This window comes from bacterium (assembly GCA_020444065.1).
Classification (GTDB): domain Bacteria; phylum Sumerlaeota; class Sumerlaeia; order SLMS01; family JAHLLQ01; genus JAHLLQ01.
This window is the reverse complement of record JAHLLQ010000004.1, coordinates 178,834-203,051: the sequence shown is the minus strand read 5'-3', so window position 1 is coordinate 203,051 and position 24,218 is coordinate 178,834. Positions and strand designations below refer to the sequence as shown.

19 protein-coding genes are annotated in these 24,218 nt (G+C 59.8%); 9 read left to right on the top strand and 10 right to left on the bottom strand.

All coding sequences use genetic code 11. The features are described 5' to 3' along the window. Positions 1-268: 268 nt before the first annotated feature. A complete protein-coding gene (locus KQI84_12045) occupies positions 269-1,381 on the bottom strand; it encodes a threonine synthase (protein MCB2155609.1) in 1,113 nt (370 codons plus the stop codon). A 219-nt stretch (positions 1,382-1,600) separates the two neighbouring features. Here KQI84_12045 and KQI84_12040 point away from each other — a divergent pair, with 219 nt between their 5' ends. After that, positions 1,601-2,449, top strand: a complete 849-nt coding sequence (locus KQI84_12040; protein MCB2155608.1) for a TPM domain-containing protein — start codon at positions 1,601-1,603, stop codon at positions 2,447-2,449. A 34-nt stretch (positions 2,450-2,483) separates the two neighbouring features. Continuing rightward, positions 2,484-3,167 carry a hypothetical protein gene (locus tag KQI84_12035; protein ID MCB2155607.1) on the top strand — a complete coding sequence of 228 codons (684 nt, stop codon included), beginning with the start codon at positions 2,484-2,486 and terminating at the stop codon, positions 3,165-3,167. 10 nt (positions 3,168-3,177) lie between these two features. On the opposite strand, the gene KQI84_12030 is transcribed toward KQI84_12035, so the two are convergent. After that, positions 3,178-3,777 carry a hypothetical protein gene (locus tag KQI84_12030; protein ID MCB2155606.1) on the bottom strand — a complete coding sequence of 200 codons (600 nt, stop codon included), beginning with the start codon at positions 3,775-3,777 and terminating at the stop codon, positions 3,178-3,180. Between the two features lie 187 nt (positions 3,778-3,964). Here KQI84_12030 and prfB point away from each other — a divergent pair, with 187 nt between their 5' ends. Continuing rightward, entirely contained in the window at positions 3,965-5,089 is a 1,125-nt protein-coding gene (prfB, locus tag KQI84_12025; protein ID MCB2155605.1) for a peptide chain release factor 2, read from the top strand. 81 nt (positions 5,090-5,170) lie between these two features. Here the strand turns inward: prfB and KQI84_12020 are convergent, their stop codons facing one another. Continuing rightward, positions 5,171-5,578: a hypothetical protein gene (locus KQI84_12020; GenBank protein ID MCB2155604.1), complete on the bottom strand. Its 408-nt coding sequence runs from the start codon at positions 5,576-5,578 to the stop codon at positions 5,171-5,173. 268 nt (positions 5,579-5,846) lie between these two features. On the opposite strand from KQI84_12020, the gene KQI84_12015 reads away from it, so the two are divergent. Then, positions 5,847-7,931, top strand: coding sequence for a hypothetical protein (locus tag KQI84_12015; protein ID MCB2155603.1), 2,085 nt, complete (start codon positions 5,847-5,849; stop codon positions 7,929-7,931). Between the two features lie 208 nt (positions 7,932-8,139). Beyond that, positions 8,140-9,183 carry a rod shape-determining protein gene (locus KQI84_12010; GenBank protein ID MCB2155602.1) on the top strand — a complete coding sequence of 348 codons (1,044 nt, stop codon included), beginning with the start codon at positions 8,140-8,142 and terminating at the stop codon, positions 9,181-9,183. 85 nt (positions 9,184-9,268) lie between these two features. Here the strand turns inward: KQI84_12010 and KQI84_12005 are convergent, their stop codons facing one another. Then, a complete protein-coding gene (locus KQI84_12005) occupies positions 9,269-9,565 on the bottom strand; it encodes a hypothetical protein (GenBank protein MCB2155601.1) in 297 nt (98 codons plus the stop codon). After that, a complete protein-coding gene (locus KQI84_12000) occupies positions 9,562-11,943 on the bottom strand; it encodes a hypothetical protein (protein ID MCB2155600.1) in 2,382 nt (793 codons plus the stop codon). The genes KQI84_12005 and KQI84_12000 overlap by 4 nt, the downstream gene beginning before the upstream one ends. Positions 11,944-12,188: 245 nt before the next feature. Between KQI84_12000 and KQI84_11995 the strand changes: the two genes are divergently transcribed. Beyond that, positions 12,189-12,698, top strand: coding sequence for a hypothetical protein (locus tag KQI84_11995; GenBank protein MCB2155599.1), 510 nt, complete (start codon positions 12,189-12,191; stop codon positions 12,696-12,698). A 630-nt stretch (positions 12,699-13,328) separates the two neighbouring features. Here KQI84_11995 and KQI84_11990 read toward each other — a convergent pair. The 3 genes from KQI84_11990 to KQI84_11980 form a co-directional block, all read right to left on the bottom strand. Then, positions 13,329-14,546, bottom strand: coding sequence for a hypothetical protein (locus KQI84_11990; GenBank protein ID MCB2155598.1), 1,218 nt, complete (start codon positions 14,544-14,546; stop codon positions 13,329-13,331). A 74-nt stretch (positions 14,547-14,620) separates the two neighbouring features. Then, positions 14,621-15,754: an SDR family NAD(P)-dependent oxidoreductase gene (locus tag KQI84_11985; protein MCB2155597.1), complete on the bottom strand. Its 1,134-nt coding sequence runs from the start codon at positions 15,752-15,754 to the stop codon at positions 14,621-14,623. Further along, positions 15,754-16,263, bottom strand: a complete 510-nt coding sequence (locus KQI84_11980; GenBank protein ID MCB2155596.1) for a hypothetical protein — start codon at positions 16,261-16,263, stop codon at positions 15,754-15,756. Before KQI84_11980 ends, KQI84_11985 begins: the two co-directional genes overlap by 1 nt. Positions 16,264-16,437: 174 nt before the next feature. Here KQI84_11980 and KQI84_11975 point away from each other — a divergent pair, with 174 nt between their 5' ends. Continuing rightward, complete coding sequence (locus KQI84_11975) at positions 16,438-17,337, top strand: nitroreductase family protein (protein ID MCB2155595.1); 900 nt, start codon at positions 16,438-16,440, stop codon at positions 17,335-17,337. A 10-nt stretch (positions 17,338-17,347) separates the two neighbouring features. Here the strand turns inward: KQI84_11975 and dinB are convergent, their stop codons facing one another. After that, entirely contained in the window at positions 17,348-18,538 is a 1,191-nt protein-coding gene (gene dinB, locus KQI84_11970) for a DNA polymerase IV (protein MCB2155594.1), read from the bottom strand. Between the two features lie 159 nt (positions 18,539-18,697). Then, on the bottom strand, positions 18,698-19,990 hold the full coding sequence (hcp, locus tag KQI84_11965; protein MCB2155593.1) for a hydroxylamine reductase: 1,293 nt from the start codon (positions 19,988-19,990) through the stop codon (positions 18,698-18,700). A 541-nt stretch (positions 19,991-20,531) separates the two neighbouring features. Between hcp and KQI84_11960 the strand changes: the two genes are divergently transcribed. Beyond that, positions 20,532-22,697 carry a dehydrogenase E1 component subunit alpha/beta gene (locus tag KQI84_11960; protein MCB2155592.1) on the top strand — a complete coding sequence of 722 codons (2,166 nt, stop codon included), beginning with the start codon at positions 20,532-20,534 and terminating at the stop codon, positions 22,695-22,697. Between the two features lie 40 nt (positions 22,698-22,737). Further along, positions 22,738-24,168, top strand: a complete 1,431-nt coding sequence (locus tag KQI84_11955; protein MCB2155591.1) for a 2-oxo acid dehydrogenase subunit E2 — start codon at positions 22,738-22,740, stop codon at positions 24,166-24,168. Positions 24,169-24,218: the final 50 nt, after the last annotated feature.

The window sequence follows — 24,218 nt, the reverse complement described above, 5'->3', positions numbered from 1 at the left end:
CGCGTGGTGTAGTCAACGATATTTTGTGTTAATATTTGGTGAACCTACTTTGAGCGCTTTATTTGGTCAAAACATGCCCATTTTGGCCATATTTTGACCGATATTTCCAACAATTCGGAAATTGAGATTTAGCATTTTTGGACCGATTTTTGGAGAAGAGTCATAGTCGCGGGATGGATTGCGCCGCTTCGATCACACAAACCAGGGCCCGCGGAACATTTCCCGCGGGCCCTGGTACGACAGACTTTTGTGAGGTTTCGCCCGGCGATCAGTCCAGCCCAAGGACCTCCAGCACGGCATCCATGCTGGCCGGAATGTCGATCAGTCCCCCGGTGTTGCCGATCGCGAAGTCGGGGTCCTTCAGGCCGTGCCCGGTCAGGATACAGACGACGTTCAATTCGCCGTATTCCTTCACCAGCGGTTCCACGAGGCCCGCTTCGGCTTTCTTCATCAGCCCCGCGACGGAAGCCGCCGAGGCCGGCTCGCAGAAGACGCCTTCGCGCGTCGCAAGGAACTTCGAAGCGGCGGTGATTTCTGCGTCGGTCACCATGTCGATCAGGCCGCCGGATTCATCGCGTGCCGCTTCCGCCTGTTTCCAGGAGGCGGGATTGCCAATCCGGATCGCGGTCGCGAGGGTCTCGGGCTTGTCGACCTTGTGGCCGCGGACGATGGGTGCGGCGCCCTCTGCCTGGAAGCCCCACATCGTCGGGGTCGCGGGGATCTTGCCGGCCGCGTGAAACTCGGTGTAGCCCTTCCAATAGGCGGTGATGTTTCCGGCGTTGCCGACGGGGATACAGTGGAGCTCCGGGGCCTTGCCGCCAAGCTGTTCGCAGATCTCGAACGAGCCGGTCTTCTGCCCTTCGATTCGGTACGGGTTCAGCGAATTCACCAACGTAATGGGGTGGTTGTCGCAAACCTCGCGAACGAACTCGAGGGCCTCGTCGAAGTTGCCGTCGATGCGGATCACTTTGGCGCCGGCAATCATGGCCTGGGCGAGTTTGCCGAGGGCAACGTTCTTGCCGGACGGAATCAGAACCGCGCAGGTCATCCCGGCGCGAGCTGCGTAGGCCGCCGCCGATGCAGACGTGTTGCCGGTCGATGCGCAAGCCACTGCCTTCGAGCCTTCCTCCTTGGCCTTCGACACGGCCATGGTCATGCCGCGGTCCTTGAACGATCCGGTCGGGTTCAGGCCTTCGTACTTCACGAAGACGTTCACACCCTTGCCAACGCGTTCGGAGACCGCGGGGCAGTGAATCAACGGCGTGTTGCCTTCGTGCAGCGTCACGACCGGTGTCTTGTCCGTCACCGGCAGGTACTCGCGGTAACGTTCGATCAATCCCGGCCAGCGGTGAGACGTTGCATTGGGAAGCACAGAAGACATGTCGGGCCCATCCTCGATAGAATAACCGCCCCTTTGGGCGCGCCCCGAACCAACACGCCAGCCGCCCGGCGGTCAAGCGCCGTTCGGGTCATGGCGGCTGCTCGCCCAGGGAAAGCATTGCCCCTCTGCGGGGCTTCGCTCTGAATAAAGGCACTGAGACCTCTTATAGATCGTGCAGGTGGGACACACGCCACCTGACCCCCTTCTTGGAGACCCTCTATGCGACGATTTTCTTGCAGGAAAGCCTTCTGGGTGCTGGCCCTGGCTTTCCTGATCCCAATGGCCCTGGCCGCGGCGCAGATTCCGCCCGTCCCGACCGACGACTCGTTTGTGAATGATTACGCCAATCTCCTGACACGTCAGGACATCGGCGTCCTCGGAAACATCCAGCGTCAGGCCTACGAGGAGCACGATGTCCCGATTGTTGTCGTGACAATCAACTCGATGGCCCAGTACGGCAGCAGCGGTGAGAGCATCGAGGATTTCGCCCGCGACTGGTTCGATTCGTGGGGAATCGGCTCGAAAGCGCCGGGGGGAAACAAGGGAATCCTGTTGTTGGTGTCGCTGGGCGATCGAAAGGCGCGGATCGAACTCGGGGCCGATTGGGGTTCGCGGTGGGACTATGCGGCGAACCAGGTCATGCAGACCGACATCATTCCGAGATTCAAGACCGGCGACTACTCCGGCGGGATCGTCGCGGGGGTTGCCAAGCTGGGCGCCTTTGCCGCGCAGGATCCCGAGACGTTGCCGCAGCAGGATTTCTTCGATCGCCTTGAGAGCACACAACTCGGCCAGGATGTTCAGACATTCAGCTTCTTCCCGTTCTTCATCATTCTCCTGATGGCGGGACTTGGGGTTTTCCTGATGATCCTCGCGATCTTCTTCCCGGAGTACCGCTCGAAGCTGCTCATCGCCGGTGGAGTGCTGCTGGCGATGGCGTTCTGTTCCTGGATCATCGTCGGCATACTGGCCGTCTTCGTGCGCAGCCGAGGTGGCGGCGGCTTCGGCAGCAGTGGCGGTTTCGGCGGAGGCTTCTCCGGCGGCGGCGGAGCCACCGGCTCCTGGTAATCACAACCCATCGACCTGACAAAGGCATGGACGCATGAATGCTCAGAGTTTCTTGAACAGCAATCAGAAGCGCGAGGTCGAAGAGGCCGTCGCGGAGGCGGAGAAGGCCACAGCCGCGGAGATCGTTTGCGCGATCTCGACCGAGTCCGGCCGCTATGATCGCGCGGAGTCGATCTGCGGCCTGATCGCGGCGTTGGTCGTATTGGGCGGCGTGAACTTCATCGACTTCTCGCGCGAAGGCGGCGCGCTCGGCAACTTCGGTTCGCCAAGCGGAATCGGGTTCGGCTGGCAGGCCGTGGCGGTTACGCTCGGATTCATCGCCGGTTCCGTCATTGCCAGCTACGTCCACCTGCTGCGACGGCTCTTCGTTGGCGAGAAGGAAATGATCGCGGAGGTTACCCGGGCGGCGTCGCATGTCTTCGGATCGCGGCGATTGGCCTGCACGGAACTGCGCGGCGGTATTCTCGTGTACCTTTCGCTCTTCGAGCGCCGCGTCGTGGTGCTCGCGGACCATGCTTTGGCGGAAAAGGTCGGACAGGACTTCCTGGACAGCCTGCGCGATCTGGCCGTCGAACAACTCCGCGCCGGCCGCCGCGCCGAGACCTTCACGCAAACGATTGCCGAAGCAAAAGGCAAACTGGCTGAAATGCTTCCCATCCAACCGGACGATAAGAATGAACTTCCGAACGAGTTGGTGATCATCCACCCGCGGCCGTGAGGACTGAGACCTATTCCGCAGTGCCTGCCTGCTGACTGGCGCCTTGGATCGCTCGCTGAATCTCGTCTTTGTTGGCTGGATCGTTCAGGTATTGCCGCGCGACATTCAATACCCCTGACGTCGAGTCCAGGTCCAATTCCAGGGCCTGGTCGTCGTCCTTGGCGATGCGCCATTGGCCGTTGTTGAGTTTCACGAAGTGCAACGTGCGCGCCCAGGTGCCGATTCGGTTCCCCTCGGAGTCGGTCATCTGTATGCTGACCGGACCGATTCCATCGCGTTGAATCACGATTTCACCGAAGGCCGTCGTTCCGTTGATGCGCAGCGCTTCGACGCTGATTTCTTCGGGAATCTCTCCGCTCAGTTCTTTGGCTGCCTTCAGTGCCTCGGCGCCAGAGAATGGAACGCCCAGGAATGCCGATGGCTCGTAGCACAAAGCCGCCTGCTCGAACTCGTCGGCGCGCAGATGACTGTAGTAGCGTTGGACGAGTCCTCGAATCGCCTTGTCGTCGTCGGCCAAACCTGGCGTGTAGAAGATCTTCGCGCTGTGGTTGATGAGCAGCGCCAGGGCAATTGCGGCAATGATAGCAAGCGTGAATGCCAGGCTCTTCATCGACTTCCTCCTCGTCCCCGAATGAAACTGGATACGAAGGAGATTGTGGGACAGGTTTGGAGCCGCGTCAGGGCTAGATGCTGTCGGGAATTCTCCGCCCTTGCTTTGGTCCGCCTCTTGCCTCTACGATTCGCCGCCCCTGGATATTCAGGGCCGATCAAGAAAGAGAGACCCCCGATGACTTTGTCTGAGACGATTACCAAGTTGCGTGAAATCAAGGACTCCTGCGTCCAAAACAGGAGGTTTCTTTGACTTCGAGGGAAAGAAGCAGCAGATCGAATCCCTCGAGATAGAAACCCAACACCCGGAGTTCTGGAACGAAGCCGAGCGCGCGCAGAAGCTGATGCGCCAGTTGAACGATCTGAAGGCCGGCATCGAGCCTTGGGAGACGCTGGAGAGCGAGGCCACCGAGAATCTCGAAATGGCCGAGCTTCTGAAGGAAGAAGGCCAGGAGGATTCGGAAGACGCCGAGGCGTTGTCCGCCCTGACCGACGATCTCGTCGCCCGCTACGAGAAGCTGGAGATCCAGACGCTGCTGACGTCCGACGAGGACAAGCTGCCGTGCTTCGTGGATATTCACTCCGGCGCCGGCGGCACCGAGTCCCAGGATTGGGCGCAGATGCTGATGCGCATGTACGTGCGCTGGGCAGAGCGGAATGACTATAAGATCGAAGTCCTGGACATCCAGGAGGGCCAGGAAGCCGGCATCAGCAGCGCGCAGCTGCGGATCGAAGGCTTCATGGCTTACGGGTACTTAAAGGCCGAAAGCGGCGTGCATCGCCTGGTGCGCATCTCGCCGTTCGATTCCAACGCTCGACGCCATACGAGTTTCGCGTCCGTCTTCGTGACGCCGGAAATCGACGAAACGATCGAGGTCGACATCGGCATCAAGGATAAGGACTGGCGGATCGACACGTTCCGCGCGTCCGGTAAGGGCGGTCAGAAGGTCAACAAGACCAGCTCGGCCGTTCGCATCGTGCACTTCCCCACGAACACGATCGTCTCCTGCCAGAACGAACGATCCTTCCACCAGAACCGCGACGTGGCGTTCAAAGTGCTGCGGTCGCGCTTGTACGCGATCGAGTTGGAGAAGCGTCGCGCGGCGTTGGATGCGCAGGAAGCCGAGAAGAGCGACGTGAACTTCGGTTCGCAGATTCGCAGCTACATCCTGCAGCCCTATCAGTTGGTTCGCGACGAGCGGTTTGAACTGAAAGTCAGTGATCCGCAGGCTGTTCTCGACGGCGACATCGACCAGTTCATCGAAGGCTACCTGAAGCATCAGTTGCGCGAACGCACGGGAATCGGTTCCTGATCGCGAGACAAAACGACACAACAAAGAACCGGCCGGGGACTGCGTCCCCGGCCGGTTTTGCGTACTTGGACGTGGCGTCAATTACTTGACGTCGATGCCCGTGCCTTCGGTGCGGTCGATGTACAGACCGATGATGCCGAAGGGGAAGCCGGTGTAGCTGCCTTCGTGAGGCGTGACGTTGATCATGGCGTCAGCGCCGTCATCGGCGGCCTCGTTGGCGATCTCGAGCAGGAGGTCTTCATTGCTCTGCATGGGGTAGACTTCCATGAACTTGATCAGGAAGGGCAGGCCGATGGCGATACCGAACTCGGTGCCGGTGTAGTGGCCGGTCGCGTGGTAGTTCTCGAAGGTGCCATCACCGGTGGTGACATTGGTCATGCCGGCATTCTCGGCAACGTAGTGCAGATCGGTGCCGCCGGGCCAATAGGCACAGCCGGTGAATGCAACTGCCAGAACGAGAACAGAGAGAGCTGTCAAAACCTTACGCATAACGAACTCCTTAGGTTTCTCCCCCTCAAACCAGTTTGAGAGCGGAGGAAAATGGTGTGTATTCAAATGACGAGCCTACTTTAAGCAATCCCGATGCCGGTCCAGGGGGTCAAGAACAAGTGTGCGTTTCCCGGCTCGGGGCGCCCGCTCAAGCTGAGTAAATGGGCTCATTTCCGGGGGACTGGCGGGCATGCGAAGTGCTCGACGGGGCTATTAGTCTTCACGTTTGAGTATCTCGTAAGAAATTGCCGCCTTGGAGCGCTTTGACATGCAGAAGTTTCGCCGTTTTCTGGGAGTCTCCGCTGCCGTTTCGGCGCTGATCGCCACGTCACTGTCACCATCCGACACGATTGCGGGCCAAGACTCCCCCCGACTGATCGCTAATTCCGTCTCGGGTACGATCTGGGAAGACCTGAATGCGGATGGGTTTAAGGATCCAGGCGAAGCCGGGAGGGCGAATTGGACCGTCTACTTGGATCTGGACCAGGACGGCGTGCTCGATGCAGGCGAAGATTTCGTAATAACGGATGCGAACGGCGACTACACGCTGCAGGCCTTGCCAATCGGCACCGTCGCGATCGCGGCGGAACCTCAAGCGGGTTTCTTTCAGACCTATCCAAATACCGAATTCAATATCGAGGTGGTCTTCCCGGATTCGAGCCTGACACCAAGTCAGCAGGCCGCATTCGAGACGGCTGCCGCTCGCTGGGAGTCCATCCTGATCGGGGACATTCCAAACATCGGAGACATCGACGATCTGCGGATCACGGCCAAGGCAGTCGATATCGATGGGGCCAGCGGCATTCTGGCGCAAGCCGCTGCGACCGTGAAGCGCCTTCCATCTTACTTGCCTGCCGAGGGATTCATGCAGTTCGACACGGCAGACATCGGCAACCTGGAGGCGACCGGCGATGACTTCGTAGAGGTCATCACCCACGAGATGGGCCACGTCCTCGGCGTCGGCTCGATCTGGCCGGATTTGAGCCTGATTGAAGGCGCAGGAACGGCCGATCCGCGCTTCACGGGGTCGGGGGCGACATTGGAATACAACCAGATCTTCTCGCTGTCGGAGGCCTCCGTCCCCGTCGAGCAGGATGGCGGCTCTGGAACGAGAGACAAGCACTGGGATGAGGAGACATTCGGCACGGAACTGATGACTGGAACACATTCATCCGGCGAAACGAGCCAGTTGAGTCGGATCACCGCCGCGTCGATGCGCGATATGGGCTATGAAGTCAGCATGGCCGCGGCAGATCCGTATTCTCCGCCCGCTGTACCGCCGCGTCGGACGTCGGGGGATGAATGGTGTCGCGTTCTGGAGCCGGAGGTCACCTACGCCAAGCCGACCTCCGTATCGGGTAAGCCTCTCTACCGCCAGGGAAGCCTGGTGGTTCCGCACTTGGTCACTCTCGATGCCTCCTCCGCCATCACGGAAATTAACTTCGGTATCGCCGGCGACTCTACGCCCACGCCGACTCCCTCCCCCACTCCGTCTCCCACGCCAGTCCCAACGCCGCCGGCCAATCCACTGGATTGCGGTGCCAGTTCGATGCTCGGACAGCCGTCGGATGCCGCGGCCTTTGCCCTGTCGAGCGATTTCCAGGGTAAGACCGCCTACGATGATTTCGATTCGCTCCCTGCGCCGATCTGCGAGGTCCGCTGGTGGGGGCTGTTCGTCGATACGATCGGCTCGTTCACTAGCGCCGACATTCCGGCCGACTACAGCTTCGACATCGCCTTCTACGCGGACGACAGCGGCCTGCCCGCCGCAACGCCGTCGTTCGGTCCCTACACGGTTGTTCCGACAATTGTGGATACCGGAGAGCAGGTGAATGTGCTCGGAGGAGACATGGCAGTCTATCGACTGGATGCCCAGGTACCGTGTGTGGACATGGCGTCCGGCTGGATCTCCATCAAGATGAACGCGTGGACCTACCAGCCTCACCCGATCTATCTCTGGCTGAGATCGAACACAGGGAACGGCCTCTTCTCGTCCGATGGGTCGACACTGAATGCCGGCAACGTTTCGCTTTGCCTGTCCGGGGTGACAACCCCCTACACCACTCCCGGTGGGCCGGATTCCGACGGCGACGGGTTCTCGGATGCCCTGGAGGAAGCCCTCGGCTCCAGCAAGAACGACCCCAACAGCCGGCCCGATTTCGGCGATTTCAGCGGCGACGGCCTGACGAACATGGGCGATGCGATCCGGCTCTACCGCGAAGTCGTGGGCGGCGTTCTGAACCCGTACGATCCCCATTTCGATGCCGACGGGGATGGGGATGTGGACGAGAACGATGCGGTCATCTTCTACGAGTTCTCGACCGGAAGAATCGGGGAATTGCCCTCGAACTGAGGGTGCCCCGGCGGGAAATAACATCACGATTTTCAAGGGTCGGTTTTTTTTCTTGACGGTGTTGGCCCCCGAGCCTCCACCTCACGAGACATGGGGATGATGTCAGGCAGGGATTGCGACCCCGACGATATTTCGCTCCCTTCCCGCGCCCGCTCAGACTCCTGCGACCCGTTGATCCAGCTCCTATTCCCGCTCCGGAAGACCGCTCATGATCGCCCTGCACCAAATCGTCGACATCTTCAATCTCGACATCGGAATCGACCTCGGAACGGCCAACTCTCTCGTCTTTGTTAAAGGTGAGGGAATTGTCCTGCGCGAGCCCTCCGTTGTCGCCGTCGAACACAACCACAACAAGGTTGTCGCCGTCGGTATCGAGGCCAAGCGTATGCTCGGCCGTACGCCCGGCAACATCAGCGCCGTGCGCCCCATGAAGGACGGCGTGATCGCCGACTTCGATATTACCCAGGAAATGCTGAACTACTTCATCCGCCGGGTCATCGAAGGCCGGGGATATCGCTACATCACGCGTCCGCGCGTAGTGGTCAGCGTCCCCAGCGGCATCACCGAAGTTGAACGGCGAGCCGTGCGCGAAAGCGCGATGCTCGCCGGCGCCCGCACCGTGTACTTAATCGAGGAACCGATGGCGGCGGCGATCGGTGCCGGCCTGCCCGTCGATGAGCCCGTCGGCTCGATGGTCATCGACATCGGCGGCGGCACCACCGAGGTCGCCGTCATCAGCCTCGGCGGCATCGTGATCGCCAAGTCCGTTCGATGTGCCGGCGACAGTATGGACGACGCCATCATCCAGCACGTGAAGCGCAAGTACAACCTGATGATCGGCCCGCGTACCGCGGAAGACATCAAGATCAACATCGGCTCGGCGGACCTGCTGGACGAAGAACTGCTGATGACGATCAAGGGCCGCGATATGATGGGAGGCCTGCCGCGCACCATCGAAGTCCACAGCGAAGAAATCCGCGAAGCCCTCTGGGATCCGATCAGCCAGATCGTGAACGCGGTTCGCGTGACGCTCGAGCGGACGCCGCCGGAGCTCGCCGGCGACATCGTCGAGCGCGGCATCTGCATGGCCGGCGGTTCGAGCCAGTTGCGCGGCTTGCCCGAAATGATCAGTCAGGAATCAGGCGTGCCGGTCTATCTGTGCAAGAATCCCGAGACGGCTATCGTCGAAGGCACCGGCAAGACGCTGGAGAGCATGGAAGTGCTTGCAAAGGTCGACAAAGCCGGGCGCTGATTCACGAATACACAAGACGACAAAACGAATGGGACGTGCCGCAATCGCACGTCCCATTCTTGTTTTCGGTCTGGCTGCAGAGCGATCAGTAGATCACGAACACCTCTTGGGTCGGATCTCCGCTGGTGGTCGTGAGCCCGATTCCGCCGGCGGAAAGCTCATAGCCCCCGCCCGAGAAACCGCCGAGAACGGGCTGGGCAATCAGGTCGTTCACTTCGTAGCTGCTGCCGGCCCCGTTGCCTCCGCCCGCGGCAATAACATCAACGGTGACGGCCGTCGTGGGAACTCCGCGGGTTTGTTCCGACCCCAGCGGTGAGAGCATCGTGCAAGCCGTGACGATGAGCAGTGCCAGGAGCAATCGCGTCCAGCTTCGCGGTCTCATTTCGCCACCTCCTTGCTCAGTTGATCGACCAGCGCTTCCAGACGCTCGAGTTTCTCGTTCAGGCGATCGATCTCCGCGTCTCGGTCTTCCAGCTTCTGGTTCAGTCCCTGGATAGCCGCGAGCGCAACGCCATCGGCGTCGGTCGTGGCGATGTACTGCTTGTCGTTGCCCAGGCCAAAGGCCGCGTAGAAATCCTCCGCGGTCGGACCGATGTGAGTGCCGTCCGAGGCCTTATCGAATTCCCAGCTCAGAATCGGCACCTTCGAGAGGCGATCAAGAATCTCTGCAGGATCGAGCGTTTGGAAGTTCGTTTTCCACTCGCGACTGGAGCCATTCGTCCAGATGCCGCCAGCCGTTACGTGCGCCCCATTTCCATTGGTCGTGTCGGTTCCAACGTGAATCGGATAGCTTGGAGAGATCGTGTTGATTCCAACGTAATTGTCCTGGGGCAGCATGACGATGTTCGTCAGCGTCGCGCCCTCGGTCACGATCCGGAAGTTGTTCCTCGCATCGAAGAATCCGAGCTTGGCCTGGATAAACTCGCCGTCCTGGCTGAATCGAATCGAGGGCTGATCGCTTTCGCCGTTGTTGTCCGTGTCCGCCTCGATCAAGAGTTCGACGGAGCCGGTGCCCCCGGTGACAACGGCATCGCCCTGGGCGATGAGTGACTTCGTCGTCTGGCTTTCGTAGATGGTAAGCGCATCGTCGCCGACGCTTGTCACGTAAATGCGTTGATCGTCTGCGAAAACGCTATACGGAGAGTTGAGGTGTTCCGACCCTGGAACGCCGTCGCGCAGTTGAGCGATCGTGCTCGGATTCGAGGGATCGGAAACGTCGATCACGTTCACCGTATTGCTGCCAAGCGCGGGAAGAAACGCCATTCCGTCGCGAAGGAAAAACCTGCGGATATCGCTCATGCGTGTGAAATTCGTACCGTCGTCCTCGATCAGGCTCAGCGTGGTCGGCGAAGCGGGATTGGTGATATCGACGATTCCGAACTTGTGATGACCACACATATAGGCCGTCGAGCCATCGATGATCAGCGCCCTGGGGCCACCGATATCCGGGAAGCCATTTTGACCTCCGATATGCACACTGGATTCGGTCGGGCTGGCGGGATTGGTGACATCGATGACGGTGAAGGAGTTGCTGTTAGCAGAAACCACATACGCAAGATTGCCGACCACCGTCACATCCCAAGCGCCATCGAGTTCGGTGAAGCTCACGCCATTGCTGACGGCCTTGCCGACCTGGATTGGGGCAGCGGGATTGGTGAAGTCCAAAATCGTGAGGGCATCTGCTCCCGCGCATGCAACGTAAACAAGATTCCCAACGATATCGAAACCTTGCGGGATGCCGAGCGAGTCGATCCCGTTCTCGCCATTCGTTGCCGTTCCGATCATTTGCGGATTGGCTGGATCTGTCACGTCGACGAGGCTGAACGTGTTACCATACCCGCCGCTGACATAGAGAGTCGTCCCGTCGATGGCGAGCTTCCACGCATCGCCGAGGCCCTGGAATTCGAGCGTGGAGGAATCCATCGCCGAGACCAATTGCGGATCGCTCGGGTCGGAAACATCAATGATCTGAACCGACCCATCGGCTACATAGGCGAGCGTCCCATCCACGATCACATCCGTCGGATCGATGAAGTTCGTGAAGGTTTCATACTCGTGCATGAATCCGACTTCCGCGGGATTGACCGGCAAGCTGTCCTGGACAACATGAAGCTGTGCCGTCGGAGCACTCGTTCCAACGCCGACACGCCCGCCGACATCAACAAGAACCGCGTCGGCCGGAGAACCATCATACGCGTCGAGAGAGTAAGCATCGCCGGCCGTCGCAAGCAGTGGAGCGAGGTCTGCGGACAGTGTGCCGCCACCATCGGTCAGTTGGAGCACCGAGCCGCTGAGGGAGAAGCCCGTGTTGTACTCGTTCGCCGGATCGGCATCAGCATCGTTGATACCGCCTTCCACCGAAGCTGCCGTTGCGGCGTACAAGGAGCGCGGCGTCGTGAGAATCTCTCGGCGCGGCGTCAAAATAGTGTAGGAGCCCGTTTCTGCGGCGGAGCGAATTCCAATCTCCAACCATGTCCTGTCAGTACTCACGAATGGCGCGGTCCCAAAATCCAGTTCCACGTTCAGCAAGCCGTTGCTGACGGCATGATCGTCGATCGTCACAATCGAGCTGATGGTGAATCCACCAGTATCGGAGTCCCACACCTGGAACTGCAAGTCGACGGCGCCGTTGACCGGCACGCCGCTCTGCGTCAGTTGCGCCTGATACGTGAAAGCGGAGGTAGGAGGCCCGCCAGCCATGGATGGAACCGGAGCGAACATCGCGAACACGATGCTCGCCAACATCAGAAGTTTCTTCATGAAAAGCCCTCTAGAAGTGGATACGAACGGAAAAATGACTCATGATGAAGAAACTGTCTTCGAGCAAGAACTTCCGTGCAACGCATTTCTCCGAAGGCGAGGGCGCAGGTGGGGGATTTGGAGCGCACTAATTGTGGCAGCGCAGTTTCTGCTTCAGAGAGGAGGATTATTGGGTGACGCTCTCTCCATCCAGCCCCCAAAAAGACTGATACAAAGGATTGTGCCTGTTCACCAAGGGGGAGAGCATGGACGCTGCCAGCGAAACACCCATCCGAAAAAAGTTGAGGTGGAAAATCGCGCTGGTTGTCGCTGGTGCGGTTCTGGTCTGCGGGATCGGTACGGCCATCATTATATGGATCGTGGCCTTTATGGTATTCTTCAGCCCACCTCCTCCGATCGATGTCCAAACGTCGGAGATCGTTTCACCGTCGGGGAACTACTCCGTCTACGCTTCAGTCAATCGCAGTAATAAGCAGGCCTCCGACTATGCAGAGGTCGTGATCCATCTAATTGATGCAAATGGCAACGAACTGGATGCTGTCAATTCCGGGGCTGGAGACTTTCAGAAATGGGCTCTCGGCTGGATGTGGGACACGGATGAGGTCGTTCTATGCAGTTCCGACATTGGAACAAGCCTCTGGCAACTAAAGACCCCTCCCTCCCTTGAGGAAGTAGACATCTACCACAAGGAGCGCGATCGCGAGAATGCTGCTGCAAGACGTGGTATGGAATTGAAAAAAGAGAAGTACCATTGAGGGGCACTGGGAAGGCACACCAGGGTCAGCGCCTTATCTCTGCGCATCTTGCGTAGAGTGCGTTCCTGAAACCTTCTGGAAGCTTGTGAACGTATCGACATCGATTGAACCACAAGTCCGGCGGAGTTGGCAAGGCACTGGTGAAGGAGTGCATAGGTCCACAGAAATACAGCGCGAATGGCTTCGAGACGTCATGCTTCTGGAGATTCTTGCCTTGGTAGCTGGAATACTCGTCGAATGCAACCCAGCCATGAATGGCCCTGTTCGCGTAAAGAAAGACTTTATCGCCCGGGACGATATCTTTGAGCTCTGGCCCGCGAAATACACAATCTCGCTTGCCTGATGGGATGGCGCGGAAGAAGGCAATGTCTGCTTTCTCGGGATTGCCTGCCGGTATGACTATATCCAATGTGGTTCCCCTTCTCATGTGGATTTCGAGTTCCTTCGTCCGCAGCCCTCCCCTACTCCTGCACCAGTCCGCGGTTCACAAGTTCCGCGTGAGCCCGATTCACGCAGTTATCGGCTTCCAGTTGGTCGGTCCATTCGATGAAGTCCCACGAGTAATGCGGAATTCGAGGTGCCAAGGCCGTGGGAAGTAGATACGAAAGGCAGAGGGATCGCAAGCAACGATTACGATCCCTGCTTGATACTCTGAATGACTCGATCGAACCGGAAGGTGGCCGCGGGGGTTTGTCCGTCCAGGAGCAGGTTGCTGATGGTCTGCATTTCTTCCTGAATGGCGGCGTTCTCGGGGAAGTGTTTGCGCATTCGGTAGACGCCGAAGGGCAGGCGCAATTGCTCTGGCCCGATGGATTCATCGGGGCGCAGATCGCGGGAGAGCGACTGCAGGTAAGCGAACTTCAAGTCACGTGTTGGCTCGATGACGGTGCCTTCGCCGAAGTCGTTCCAGGTGGCGATTTGAATGATCGGAACGCCTGAATCCACAGCGCGCCGCCATGTTTCGCGCATCGTCTGTCCGTCGCGCGGATCGATGTATCCGTAGCTGGGATGGAGTTGGGCTTGCTCGTAGATATCGTGGAACCCAGGGAATGCGATGCCGATGACTGGTTGGGAACTCCCCGTGCGTGCATAGAGTGAATCAAGGTACGCGTTCCACTCGCCAGGTGGAATTGTGCGATTACCGGAAACCGGAGGCCAACCGAACGCGCCCTGCATGCCCGTGGTTTCAATCAGATGAGGAAGGCCGAAGAGTGCTGGCCGGTTTTGGATGCCCGAGGTGAGAGACTTCCACTCGGAGGCCTGGAAGTACTGCGGACCGAAAACGAGCAGAATGGGCCGATCGCCGAGACGCATGTAGCCCGGGTCGGCAAAGCAATTCTCCGCGAGCCACTGCATGTCGGCGCGGCCTTGCTGCAGCGTCTGCTCTCGCGACCAGCCGCGTTCTGCTGCGGCGTGCTTGACGGCCTGGTCCTCGTAGCAGACCGCCAACTTCAGCCCCGCGCGTTTGAGCACGGTCATCAGCCGTTGTGTGTTTCGATGAATAACGGGGTAATCGCGGAATTGCCCGGTCCCGTACCAATCGACGACAACGCCATCGATGCCGGCCATCTTCATGAGAGCCACGTGGTACTCGAGCAAGTGAGGATCGCCTGAATCGTACAACCCAATCAGCGGCGGATCATGCGTCGCCGCCTGCTCGGGAGGATGGAAGTGATTCATCGTCCAGTGCCAACCCCAGACGCCACTGACGGGTTCGGATTCATACCATGTCATGTAGTGTGCAAGAACGATCGGTTCCGTGGCGCGGGCCGTTGTTGTCAGCGCGGCCAGGAGGAGAAGGACGAATGAAATCCGAGTCCAGAGTTGAATCTTCTTTAAACTATTCATTAACGCCAACCCAGTGAAGACTGAAAGCCTCCGCCGCTTCCACAATTGCAAGAAGACGGATGCAGAAGTCCAGTTTACTCCTTCACCAATCCGCGCTTCACCAACTCCGCGTGGGCCTGGTCGACGCGGTCGTCGGCTTCTTGTTGGGCGGTCCATTCGACGAGGTTGCGGAGGCCGTCCTCAAGGGCAATGCGGCTCTTCCAACCGAGGCGCGAAATCTTCAGAGGATCGCCGAAGCAGTGCCGGATGTCGCCGCAGCGGAATTTCTTGATGACGTTTGGTTCGAGTTCGGGACGGCCGAGGAGTTTCGCAAGGAGACGCGCAAGCTCCAGGATCGAGGTGCCCTTGCCTGTGCAAACGTTGTAGGGCTTGTTGATCGCTTTCTCGTTCTCGAGCAGGAAGAGTTTTGCTTCGACAATGTCGCGCACGTGAACGAAGTCGCGCACCTGCGCGCCGTCTTCGTAGATCAGTGGCGCGTTGCCGTTCTTGATGCGGCTGCTGAAAATCGCCGCGGCGCCGGTGTACGGATTGGAGAGCGATTGGCGCGGGCCGTAGACGTTGAAGAACCGACACGCTACGGTGGAAAGGCCGTGTGTGTGGCCGGTGAGGAGCGTCCATTCCTCCTGCGCCTTCTTGCCGAGCGCATAGATCGATGTGCAATGCAGCGGTTTCGTTTCCGACGTCGGAACGGGCTCGAGCGCTTCGCCGGTGGCGTCTCGCATTTCGAAATCGTGCGTCTCAAGTTGCTCATCGGGCCGGAGTTGCGGAGCGACCAACGCGCCATCACTTGGCCGGCGGTATTGACCTTCGCCGTAGATGCTCATCGAGCTTGCAACGAGAAAACGTTCGACGTGTTTGCAGTCGTTGACAATCGCATCCAGCACAACCGCCGTGCCGGTCACGTTGTCGTCCGTGTAGCGCGCAATCTGATATTGCGACTGGCCGACGCCGACCTGGGCTGCGTCGTGAATGACGGCATCGATGCCATCGAGAGCGCGCACAACCGCGTCGCGATCTCGCACGTCGCCACGAACGAATTCGATGTCGCGACTCAGGTAGTCCGGGGGCGTCTCGCGCCCGCCATGAACCTGGGGTTCGAGGCTGTCGAAGACTCGAACGTTATACCCCTTCTCCAACAATAGATCCACCATGTGGGAACCGATGAATCCTGCTCCACCTGTCACGAGAACGCGCTTGAACTTGCCCATCAATCGGCCTCCGGCCTGTATTCAAATGCCAACGGTTCGGTGCGGACCATCGGCGCGGTCATAAGTGTTCCAACAACCCGGTAGATGCCCGGCTGCTCGGGTACGGGGAGCAACAGATTCTGCACGATGGATTCACCGGGGCGAAGCGGCAGCGCCTGCAATGCCATCGTGAAGATCCGACCATTGCTCCAGCGGGTGACCTCCTCGCCTCGGGCATTGCTCACGATCAAGTCAAAGGTCTGGCCGTTGTTGAGGTGCAAGGTCACGGGGACATCCGAAACGTTGCGGGCTTCCAGTCGCACGCGCAGTTCCTCGCCGACGGAACCGATCGTGGTCGATTCCAATTCCATGAGCAATTCCACGCCCAACTCCGGGCTCTCTCCGATGGCCTCGGTCTGATCCAGAATCGGCGTTGGTTCCATGATGGCGGGGGGCGGGGGCGGGCTGCCTGCGCAGGCCACGAGGAGTCCAATGATCCAGAGAAGCATGACGAGTGGCAGTCTGTTCATCGGTCTTGCTCCCTTCTGTACTCGAGATCCGGTGCCGCGGCACCACTGACGATCCATTTCAACGCTCGGTGGGTGCCTGGGGCGAGTAGAATCTCTGGCCGTTCCGATTGAAGGCTGGTCCAACCCCGGTGTAGAGAGTGAGAATCATCGATTCAAGCTGTGGTGGAGGGGAAAATGTCCGTTTTGCAGTCAATCGACACGGCTACGTGCAAACGGTGCGGCACGTGCCTGGAAGTCTGCCCCAGTGGGATCCTGGAATTCGACGCGGAGGGGGCCGTTTCGGCGAATGCAGATCGCGAAGGCCTTTGCATCGCCTGCGGCCAGTGCATGGCCGTCTGCCCGACCGAGTCGATTGTGATCGAGGGCTTGGATTCCGATCGCGATTTCTTTGAACTCCCGAGCCGCCAGACTGCATTCGAAGACCTGCACGATCTGCTTGCGACGCGTCGCTCCGTTCGCGTTTTCCGCGACAAACCGGTTCCGCGCGAGATGCTGGAGAAGATCATCGAGGCGGTGGCGCTGGCGCCGATGGGATTTCCTCCGCACAAGATGGAGATTTCCGCCGTTCAAGATCCCGATACTATGCGCGAAATCCTCCCGCAGTTCATCGAAGCCTACCGTGGGCTGGTGAACGGAATGCGGAATCCGCTGATGCGGATGTTCCTGCGCGTGACGGCGGGATTGGAAACGTACAATGTGCTCGCGAATCACATTGTTCCGATGATGCGACAGGCTTTGCCTGAAATGGAAAATGGCGAGGCCGACTACATTCTGCGCGGCGCACCGACGATGCTCGTGTTGCACGCGGATGCAGCGTCGGAGTGCCACACGGAAGACGCGGGGATTGCGCTGACGTACGCGCTGCTGGCTGCGCACTCGCTGGGTCTGGGCGCAACGGCAATCGGGCTCGTTCCGCCGGTTGTGCAACGAAACAAATCGCTTCGGCAAACCCTGCAGATCCCGCCGCAGAATGAAGTGCTGGCCGCGCTTGTCGTCGGTTATCCGAAGTACAAATACCGCCGCGGCATCCGACGGGAACTCAAGAACGTCACATGGATTGGGAAGGAATCCTGAGGGGCAACAGTCACCCCCACTGACCGCGGCTTTCATCGCGTGATTTTGCGCGCCGAATAGCCGAGAAACCATGCTTCTCGCGCAACGAATCGATCGCTTCCAGCAAGCGTGTGCGGCGCTCAGTCTCTTCCGAATCGGAGAAGAAATCCATCTGCGATTCGCCCCAGATCAGGTTGCATCCGGCGATGCCGATCAGCCGCAACGGACGTGATGGATCGGCGTTGTCTTCGAGGAGCTTCACGGCCGTTTCAAGCAACACGCGCTCATCCGCGGTTGGCGACGGAATCGTGATCGCCGCCGTGTGTGTTTCAAAGCCAGTGTAGCGGTACTTGATCGAGACCGTCGCGGCCCGGGCGCCGGCCTTTCGCAGCCGCGATGCAACCTTTTCGGTCAGTTCGCTCAGCACTCCCGCCAGAAATTCTCGGTCCGCCGTGTCGCGCTCGAATGTCACTTCGTGACTGACAGACTTCACGTCCTCCGGTTCGCCAAGAAACGAACCGCCGATGCCGCAAGCGCGATCGTGGAACTCGGCGCCATGTGCACCGAACAGGCGCTCCATCTCATCACGACCCAGCCGAATCACATCGCCGAGGTACTTCAGCCCCGTCTCGTTCAGGCGCTTCTCGCTCTTCGGCCCAATGCCGGGCATCTTCGCAATTGGAAGCGGTGAAAGGAACTCGCGCTCACTACCCGCCGGCACCCACAGGATGCCTCGAGGCTTGCAGAGCGCCGACGCGATCTTCGCAATCGTGCGGGTCGATCCGAGCCCAAGCGAGCAGGGCAACTGCGTCTCTTCCAGGATGCGCTGGCGGATGCGATGCGCGGACTTCATCGGCGCGCCCCACAGGCGCTCCGTCCCGGTCATGTCCAGGTACGCCTCGTCCTGGCTCGCCATTCGAACGATCGGGGTGAACTCCTCCATCACCTCGCGAATCCGGCGCGAGTAGTCGCCGTACTCGTGGTAGTGCCCGCGCACGAAGATCGCCTTCGGACAGAGCTTGATGGCCTGGCTGCAAGGCATGGCCGAATGCACGCCGAACGCGCGTGCCTCATAACTCGCCGACGCCACGACCCCCCGCCCGCCCGGCGTGCCGCCGACGATCACCGGCTTGCCGATCAGGGACGGATCCTTCAGGCGTTCTACGGAAACGTAGAACGAGTCCATATCGACGTGAAAGATGAGTGGTGTGGGTTCGCTCACGGCCAGCATCCGGTAATTACATGGGCGAAGATTAGGCGAATGCGCCGCCGAAGGGCAATGGAAATGGGGTAACGGCCCCAGGACTAAAAACAGCACCTCGGGGCGGGCTGGGAAGCACCGCCCCGAGGAGCGAGGAGGGGAGGGGTTTTGCTTACTTCGTCAGGCGCTGGTTGCCAGGGTCGCCGCCAGGTCGGCGGTCGCTTCGCCGGTCAGCTTCAGATCGAACTTCTCCTGCAGGACCGCCATGATGTTCGGGGTGATGAAGGCAGGCGGCTTGGGCCCGATGCGGATGCCCTTCACGCCCAGGTGCAGCAGCGACAGCAGCACGGCCACGGCCTTCTGCTCGAACCAGGAAATCACCAGCGACAGCGGCAGATCGTTGACGCCGCACTCGAATGCCTCGGCCAGCGCAAGAGCGACCTGCACGGCACCGTAGGCATCGTTGCACTGGCCCATGTCGAGCAGGCGTGGGAAGGGACCAAACCGACCGTAATCGTGGTCCATGATGCGGTACTTTCCGCAGCCGAGCGTCAAGATCAGCGAGTCATCCGGCGTCTTCTGGGCGAATTCGCTGAAGTAGTTGCGGCCCAGTTCGGCGCCGTCGCATCCGCCGATCAGGTAAACGTGACGCAGGGCGCCGGACTTGAACGCGTCGACCACAGCCTGCGCGTTGTCCAGCAGCACGGTCCAGTGATAGCCCAGCTCGATTTCTCCATCTTCGACCTCGGCCAGATCGCCGATTTCCTTCGCCTTCGCGATCACGACGCTGAAGTCGTCGTCCTGGATGTACTGGCCGCCGGAAACGCCCGTGGCATTCGTCAGGAAGATCCGGTCGGCGTAGCTCTCGCGCGGTTGCAGCACGCAGTTGGTCGTGACGACGATCGGCCCACCGAACTCCTCGAACTCACGCTTCTGCTTCTGCCAGGCGCCGCCGTAGTGGCCGGCCAGGTGGGGATACTCACGGAGCCTCGGATACATGTGGCCGGGCAGCATCTCGCCGTGCGTGTAGACCATGATGCCCGTGTCTTTGGTTGCTTCCAGCAGGTGGAGCATATCGGCCAGATCGTGTCCGGTGATCAGGATACCGGGGGCCTTCTTCAGGCCGCGCTTCACGACAGTCGGAGATGGCTTGCCGAGCACTTCAACGTGTCCGTCGTTCAGCATCTGCATGACGCGGATGTTCTTTTCACCGCACTCCATGCAAAGGGCGAAGAGACTGTCGATGTCGAAGTTCACGTTGGTCATCGTCGCAAACAGAGCGCGCTCGATGAACTCGTTGACCTCGGGGTCGTCCTGGCCGAGGCGCCGGGCGTGGTGCTTGTATGCGGCCATGCCCTTCAGGCCGTAGAGAAGAAGTTGTTGAAGGGACTCCATGTCCGGGTCTTTCCCGCAAACGCCCACAACGCTGCAGCCTATGCCATTAGCGGCTTGCTCGCACTGATTGCAGAACATGCTCATGATTTCCGTTCCTCGCTGGCTGGTATTTGCTCCTGCTGATTGGGAAGCTAGCGAGATGGCTTCAGGGATTCCTTGATCGAAATCAAGAAAACAGAGATTTTAGATATTCATACCCTCAAATATCCAGAATTATTCGATGGAGCGAGAGCTGAAGGTGGGTATCCTTCACCCGGGCGACGAATTTGGACCGTGGATTGAATAAAAGGCTCCCATCGGCGGTCAATTGTAAGTAAACGTTCCCCTTGCAGGGTTCTGTCGCGTCGGCTTTCATGGACTCGCACTTGGAACTGGAACCGGACTTGCATCCTATGACACATCAATTCGCCGCTGGCCCGAAAGGGCACGAAGATACGCGATTTCCCTGCTGCATCGGGCAAATCCCAAGGCGAATGGAACCGGCGAAGCGCCGTCCTTTCGGCATCAGAAGGCTGCTGTGGCTTCACCGGATGGAGCGAGCCGGGATCTTGCTTGGAGAAGTGGGCATGAGAATCTGCCCGGTATTTGACGCGGAATTTCTTTCCTGGAGTTGCCATCGATGACGACCACTGAAGCCCCGGCGGTAGGTAAAACCCCCACGAGGGGTCAGAAACACTCCACGCCCCAGCCGAAGCTCCCGAACCTGTCCCGCGAACAGATGGCCGCCTTGTTCAAGAACATGGTGATGTCTCGCCGTATCGACGATGCGGAGATCGCCATGCGGAAGCGCAATCAGGCGTATTTCCAAATCAGCGGCGCCGGCCACGAAGCGCTCTGTACCGCCGCGGGCTTTGTCCTGAAGCCCTCCTACGATTGGTTTTACCCGTACTACCGCGACCGCGCGCTCGTGCTGCAGTTAGGCGTGACGCCTTTGGAGATGCTGATGCAGGCCACGGGCGCGAAGGATGACCCGTCCTCTCACGGCCGCCAGATGCCGAGTCACTTCGGACATCGGGGACTGAATATTGTCAGCCAGTCCAGCCCGACCGGAAGCCAATGTAACCAGGCTGTCGGTTGCAGCGAGTCCGAGGAGACGATCCGGCATTTCGATCTGGATCTGCCCGCGAACAAGGATGAAATCGTGTACGTCAGCCTGGGTGACGGAACGTCGCACCAGGGAGAATTTCACGAGTCGCTGCACACCGCCTGTATCAGGAATCTGCGGGTGCTGTTTGTGGTGGAAAACAATGGCTACGCGATTTCGGTCCCGAGCACAGAGAATATCCCCGGCGGCGACATTGCCAAGGCCTGCGCGAGCTATCCGAACCTGACGACCGTCTCGATGGATGGAACCGATCTGATGGGTACGATCTCCATCCTGCAGGATTTGACGGACCGGATGCGGTCGGGCGAGATCGGCCCGGTTCTGATCAATGCGACGGTCACGCGGCCGTATTCGCATTCGCTGTCCGACGATCACGTCTACTATCGCACGAAGGAAGAATTGGAAGACGAGAAGAACCGCGACCCGATTACCCAATTCGAGCGCTTCCTGCTGGAAAACGATCACTTCACGGAGAAGGAGATCGAAGATCTGCGGGAAGAGGTCGAGAAGGTTCTGCGTGCAGCCGTCCACGGCGCCCTCGACGCGGAGAAGCCGACGCCGGACATGGCGGTGGATCATCTTTACACGGTTGAGAACAGCCCGCTGGACCGCGATCTCTTCTCCTGCCCGACGCCCGTTCGCGGGCCGGCCAAGGATGCCATTCCGATGGGCCAGGCAATCAACCGGACGCTGATGGACGAGATGGAAGCTGACGAACGCATCCTCGTGTTTGGCCAGGACGTGGCGGATTGCTCGAACGAGACAGCCTTGTCGGAGTGCAAGGGCAAGGGCGGCGTTTTCAAGATCACGCACGGTCTGCAGCGCAAGTTCGGCAAGGCGCGGTGCTTCAACGGGCCGCTGGCAGAAGCGAACATCGTCGGCCGCGCAATCGGTATGGCGAGCCGCGGCTTGCGCCCGGTTTGCGAAGTGCAGTTCTTCGATTACATCTGGACGGCGATGCAGCAGATTCGCGACGAGCTGGCGACGATGCGATACCGTTCCGGCGGCGAGTGGACTTGTCCCGTGGTTGTCCGTGTCCCGACGGGTGGCTACTTGCGCGGCGGCGGCATTTACCACAGCCAGACGGGCGAGTGCATCTTCGTCCAGTGCCCCGGGCTGCGTGTCGTCTACCCGTCCTCTGCGGCGGACGCCGCGGGGTTGCTCCGCACCGCAATTCGTTGCGACGACCCGGTGCTGTTCCTCGAACACAAGCACCTCTACTATCAGGGCTACAACCGCGACGTGTACCCGGGCGAAGACTACACGATTCCCTTCGGCCAGGCAGCAACGAAGCGCGAAGGCAGCGATCTGACGATCATCACGTGGGGCGCGGCCGTGCAGCGCAGTCTGGATGCGGCGAGTCGCCTGGCGAACGAAGATGGCTACGAGGCTGAAGTAATCGACATTCGCACGCTGAACCCGTTGGATGAGGAGACGATCTTCGCCAGCGTCCGCAAGACGCACCGTGCTGTGATCGTCAGCGAGGAAGCAACGACCGGCGGCTTTGGCGGCGAGATCGCCTCGCTGATCGGCGAGAACTGCTTCGAGTGGCTGGACGCGCCGGTGCGTCGCGTCGGATCGTTGCACACCTGGGTGGCCTACTCACCGATTCTGGAAGAGGCTATCCTACCGAATTCCGATGACATCCTGAAAACCATCCGCGAGATTTCGACCTACTAATTCCAAAGAGAGTTACCCTTCCATGCCGACCACGAACTACATGGACATTCAAATGCCCCAGATGGGCGAGAGCATCACGGAAGCCACGATCGTGAAGTGGCACAAGCGGGTGGGCGACACGGTTCGCGAAGATGAAACATTGCTGGAAATCTCCACCGCAAAGGTGGAGGCCGAAATCCCCGCGCCGGACGATGGCGTGCTTGCCGAGATCGTTCACAGCGAAGGCGAAACGGTGGATGTGGATACGGTGATCGCGCGGCTGGCTCCTGTCGGGACAAAGCTGGGCGAAATCGAAAAAGCGGTCGAGCAGAAGAAGCGCGACGAAGAACCGCACGCGATGAGCAAGGAAGCGCAGGCGCGCTCCGGCCAGAAAGCGAAAGCCCTGGCGCAGGAGACGGTCGGCGGTGCAGCCGCTCCCCCACCGCCGGCAGCGCCACGCGAAATGAGCACGGAGCATTCGGCCGTCGAGATGGAGCGCGAGAAGTTGCTGCGCCGCAAGAGCACGCCGCTTGTTCGGAACATCGCCAAGGAACTCGGTCTGGACATCGAGCAGATCAAGGGCACGGGCACGCGCGGCCGTGTCACAAAGGCCGATGTCATGGCGTTCCTGGAGCAGCAGCGCATGGTGGAGCAGGCAAAGGATGACTTCCGTCCCCACACGCCGGGACGCGCGAAGGCGCCGACACCGAAATCGCCGAATGGTGCAACGGCCGAGATGCGCGCTCCGGAAGGCGCACGCCCCATCGGGTTTGAGGAAGGTGAACTGAAACGCGTCGAGCCGATGTCGACGATGCGCAAGATGATCGCGCAGCACATGGTCGAAAGCCGTCGGATCAGCCCCCACGCCTACACCGTGTTCGAAATCGACATGACCGCGACAACGCGTCTGCGCAACGAATCGCGCAAGGAGTTTGAAGCGCGCTACGGCGTGAAGCTGACTCCGCTCGCGTTCATCATGCGCGCCGCGGCCGATGCGTTGGTGCATTTCCCGATCCTCAACAGCAGCATCGAAAACGACAACATCGTCTATCACCGTCACGTGAACATGGGCGTCGCGGTGGCGCTGGAAGATGGCCTGATTGTTCCGGTCGTTCGGAATCTTGAAGAGAAGAGCATGGTGGGCATTGCACGCGGTCTGGCGGACATCGCGCATCGTGCGCGCATGAAGAAGCTGAACGCGGCGGACGTGGAAGGCGGCACGTTTACGATCACAAGCCCCGGCCAGAAGGGCGCGCTGTTTGGCACTCCAATCATCGCCCAGCCGCAGGTCGCCATCATGCACGTCGGCGCCATTCACAAGCGCCCTTCGGTGATCGAAGGCCCCGACGGCAGCGACATGATCGCGATTCGTGACCGCGTGATCCTGACACTCGGCATCGATCACCGCGCCATCGACGGCTGGGTCGCAGACTCCTTCATGTCCACCATCAAAGAACGCATCGAGAAGGCCGACTTCCACGTACTGGACTAGTAGTCGATTTCCCCTCACTACCTTCCCAACTGGGCCCTGCCAACCGGCAG

What these genes read in the sequence shown, in the direction of transcription:
- KQI84_12035 (MCB2155607.1), top strand. Translation starts at nt 2,484, where the DNA reads ATGAATGCTCAGAGTTTCTTGAACAGCAATCAGAAGCGCGAGGTCGAA.
- KQI84_12030 (MCB2155606.1), bottom strand. Translation starts at nt 3,777, where the DNA reads ATGAAGAGCCTGGCATTCACGCTTGCTATCATTGCCGCAATTGCCCTG.
- KQI84_11985 (MCB2155597.1), bottom strand. Translation starts at nt 15,754, where the DNA reads ATGGGCAAGTTCAAGCGCGTTCTCGTGACAGGTGGAGCAGGATTCATC.
- KQI84_12000 (MCB2155600.1), bottom strand. Translation starts at nt 11,943, where the DNA reads ATGAAGAAACTTCTGATGTTGGCGAGCATCGTGTTCGCGATGTTCGCT.
- KQI84_11975 (MCB2155595.1), top strand. Translation starts at nt 16,438, where the DNA reads ATGTCCGTTTTGCAGTCAATCGACACGGCTACGTGCAAACGGTGCGGC.
- KQI84_12005 (MCB2155601.1), bottom strand. Translation starts at nt 9,565, where the DNA reads ATGAGACCGCGAAGCTGGACGCGATTGCTCCTGGCACTGCTCATCGTC.
- KQI84_12045 (MCB2155609.1), bottom strand. Translation starts at nt 1,381, where the DNA reads ATGTCTTCTGTGCTTCCCAATGCAACGTCTCACCGCTGGCCGGGATTG.
- KQI84_12040 (MCB2155608.1), top strand. Translation starts at nt 1,601, where the DNA reads ATGCGACGATTTTCTTGCAGGAAAGCCTTCTGGGTGCTGGCCCTGGCT.
- KQI84_12020 (MCB2155604.1), bottom strand. Translation starts at nt 5,578, where the DNA reads ATGCGTAAGGTTTTGACAGCTCTCTCTGTTCTCGTTCTGGCAGTTGCA.
- KQI84_11955 (MCB2155591.1), top strand. Translation starts at nt 22,738, where the DNA reads ATGGACATTCAAATGCCCCAGATGGGCGAGAGCATCACGGAAGCCACG.
- KQI84_11960 (MCB2155592.1), top strand. Translation starts at nt 20,532, where the DNA reads ATGACGACCACTGAAGCCCCGGCGGTAGGTAAAACCCCCACGAGGGGT.
- hcp (MCB2155593.1), bottom strand. Translation starts at nt 19,990, where the DNA reads ATGTTCTGCAATCAGTGCGAGCAAGCCGCTAATGGCATAGGCTGCAGC.
- KQI84_12010 (MCB2155602.1), top strand. Translation starts at nt 8,140, where the DNA reads ATGATCGCCCTGCACCAAATCGTCGACATCTTCAATCTCGACATCGGA.
- KQI84_11980 (MCB2155596.1), bottom strand. Translation starts at nt 16,263, where the DNA reads ATGAACAGACTGCCACTCGTCATGCTTCTCTGGATCATTGGACTCCTC.
- KQI84_12015 (MCB2155603.1), top strand. Translation starts at nt 5,847, where the DNA reads ATGCAGAAGTTTCGCCGTTTTCTGGGAGTCTCCGCTGCCGTTTCGGCG.
- KQI84_11995 (MCB2155599.1), top strand. Translation starts at nt 12,189, where the DNA reads ATGGACGCTGCCAGCGAAACACCCATCCGAAAAAAGTTGAGGTGGAAA.
- KQI84_11990 (MCB2155598.1), bottom strand. Translation starts at nt 14,546, where the DNA reads ATGAATAGTTTAAAGAAGATTCAACTCTGGACTCGGATTTCATTCGTC.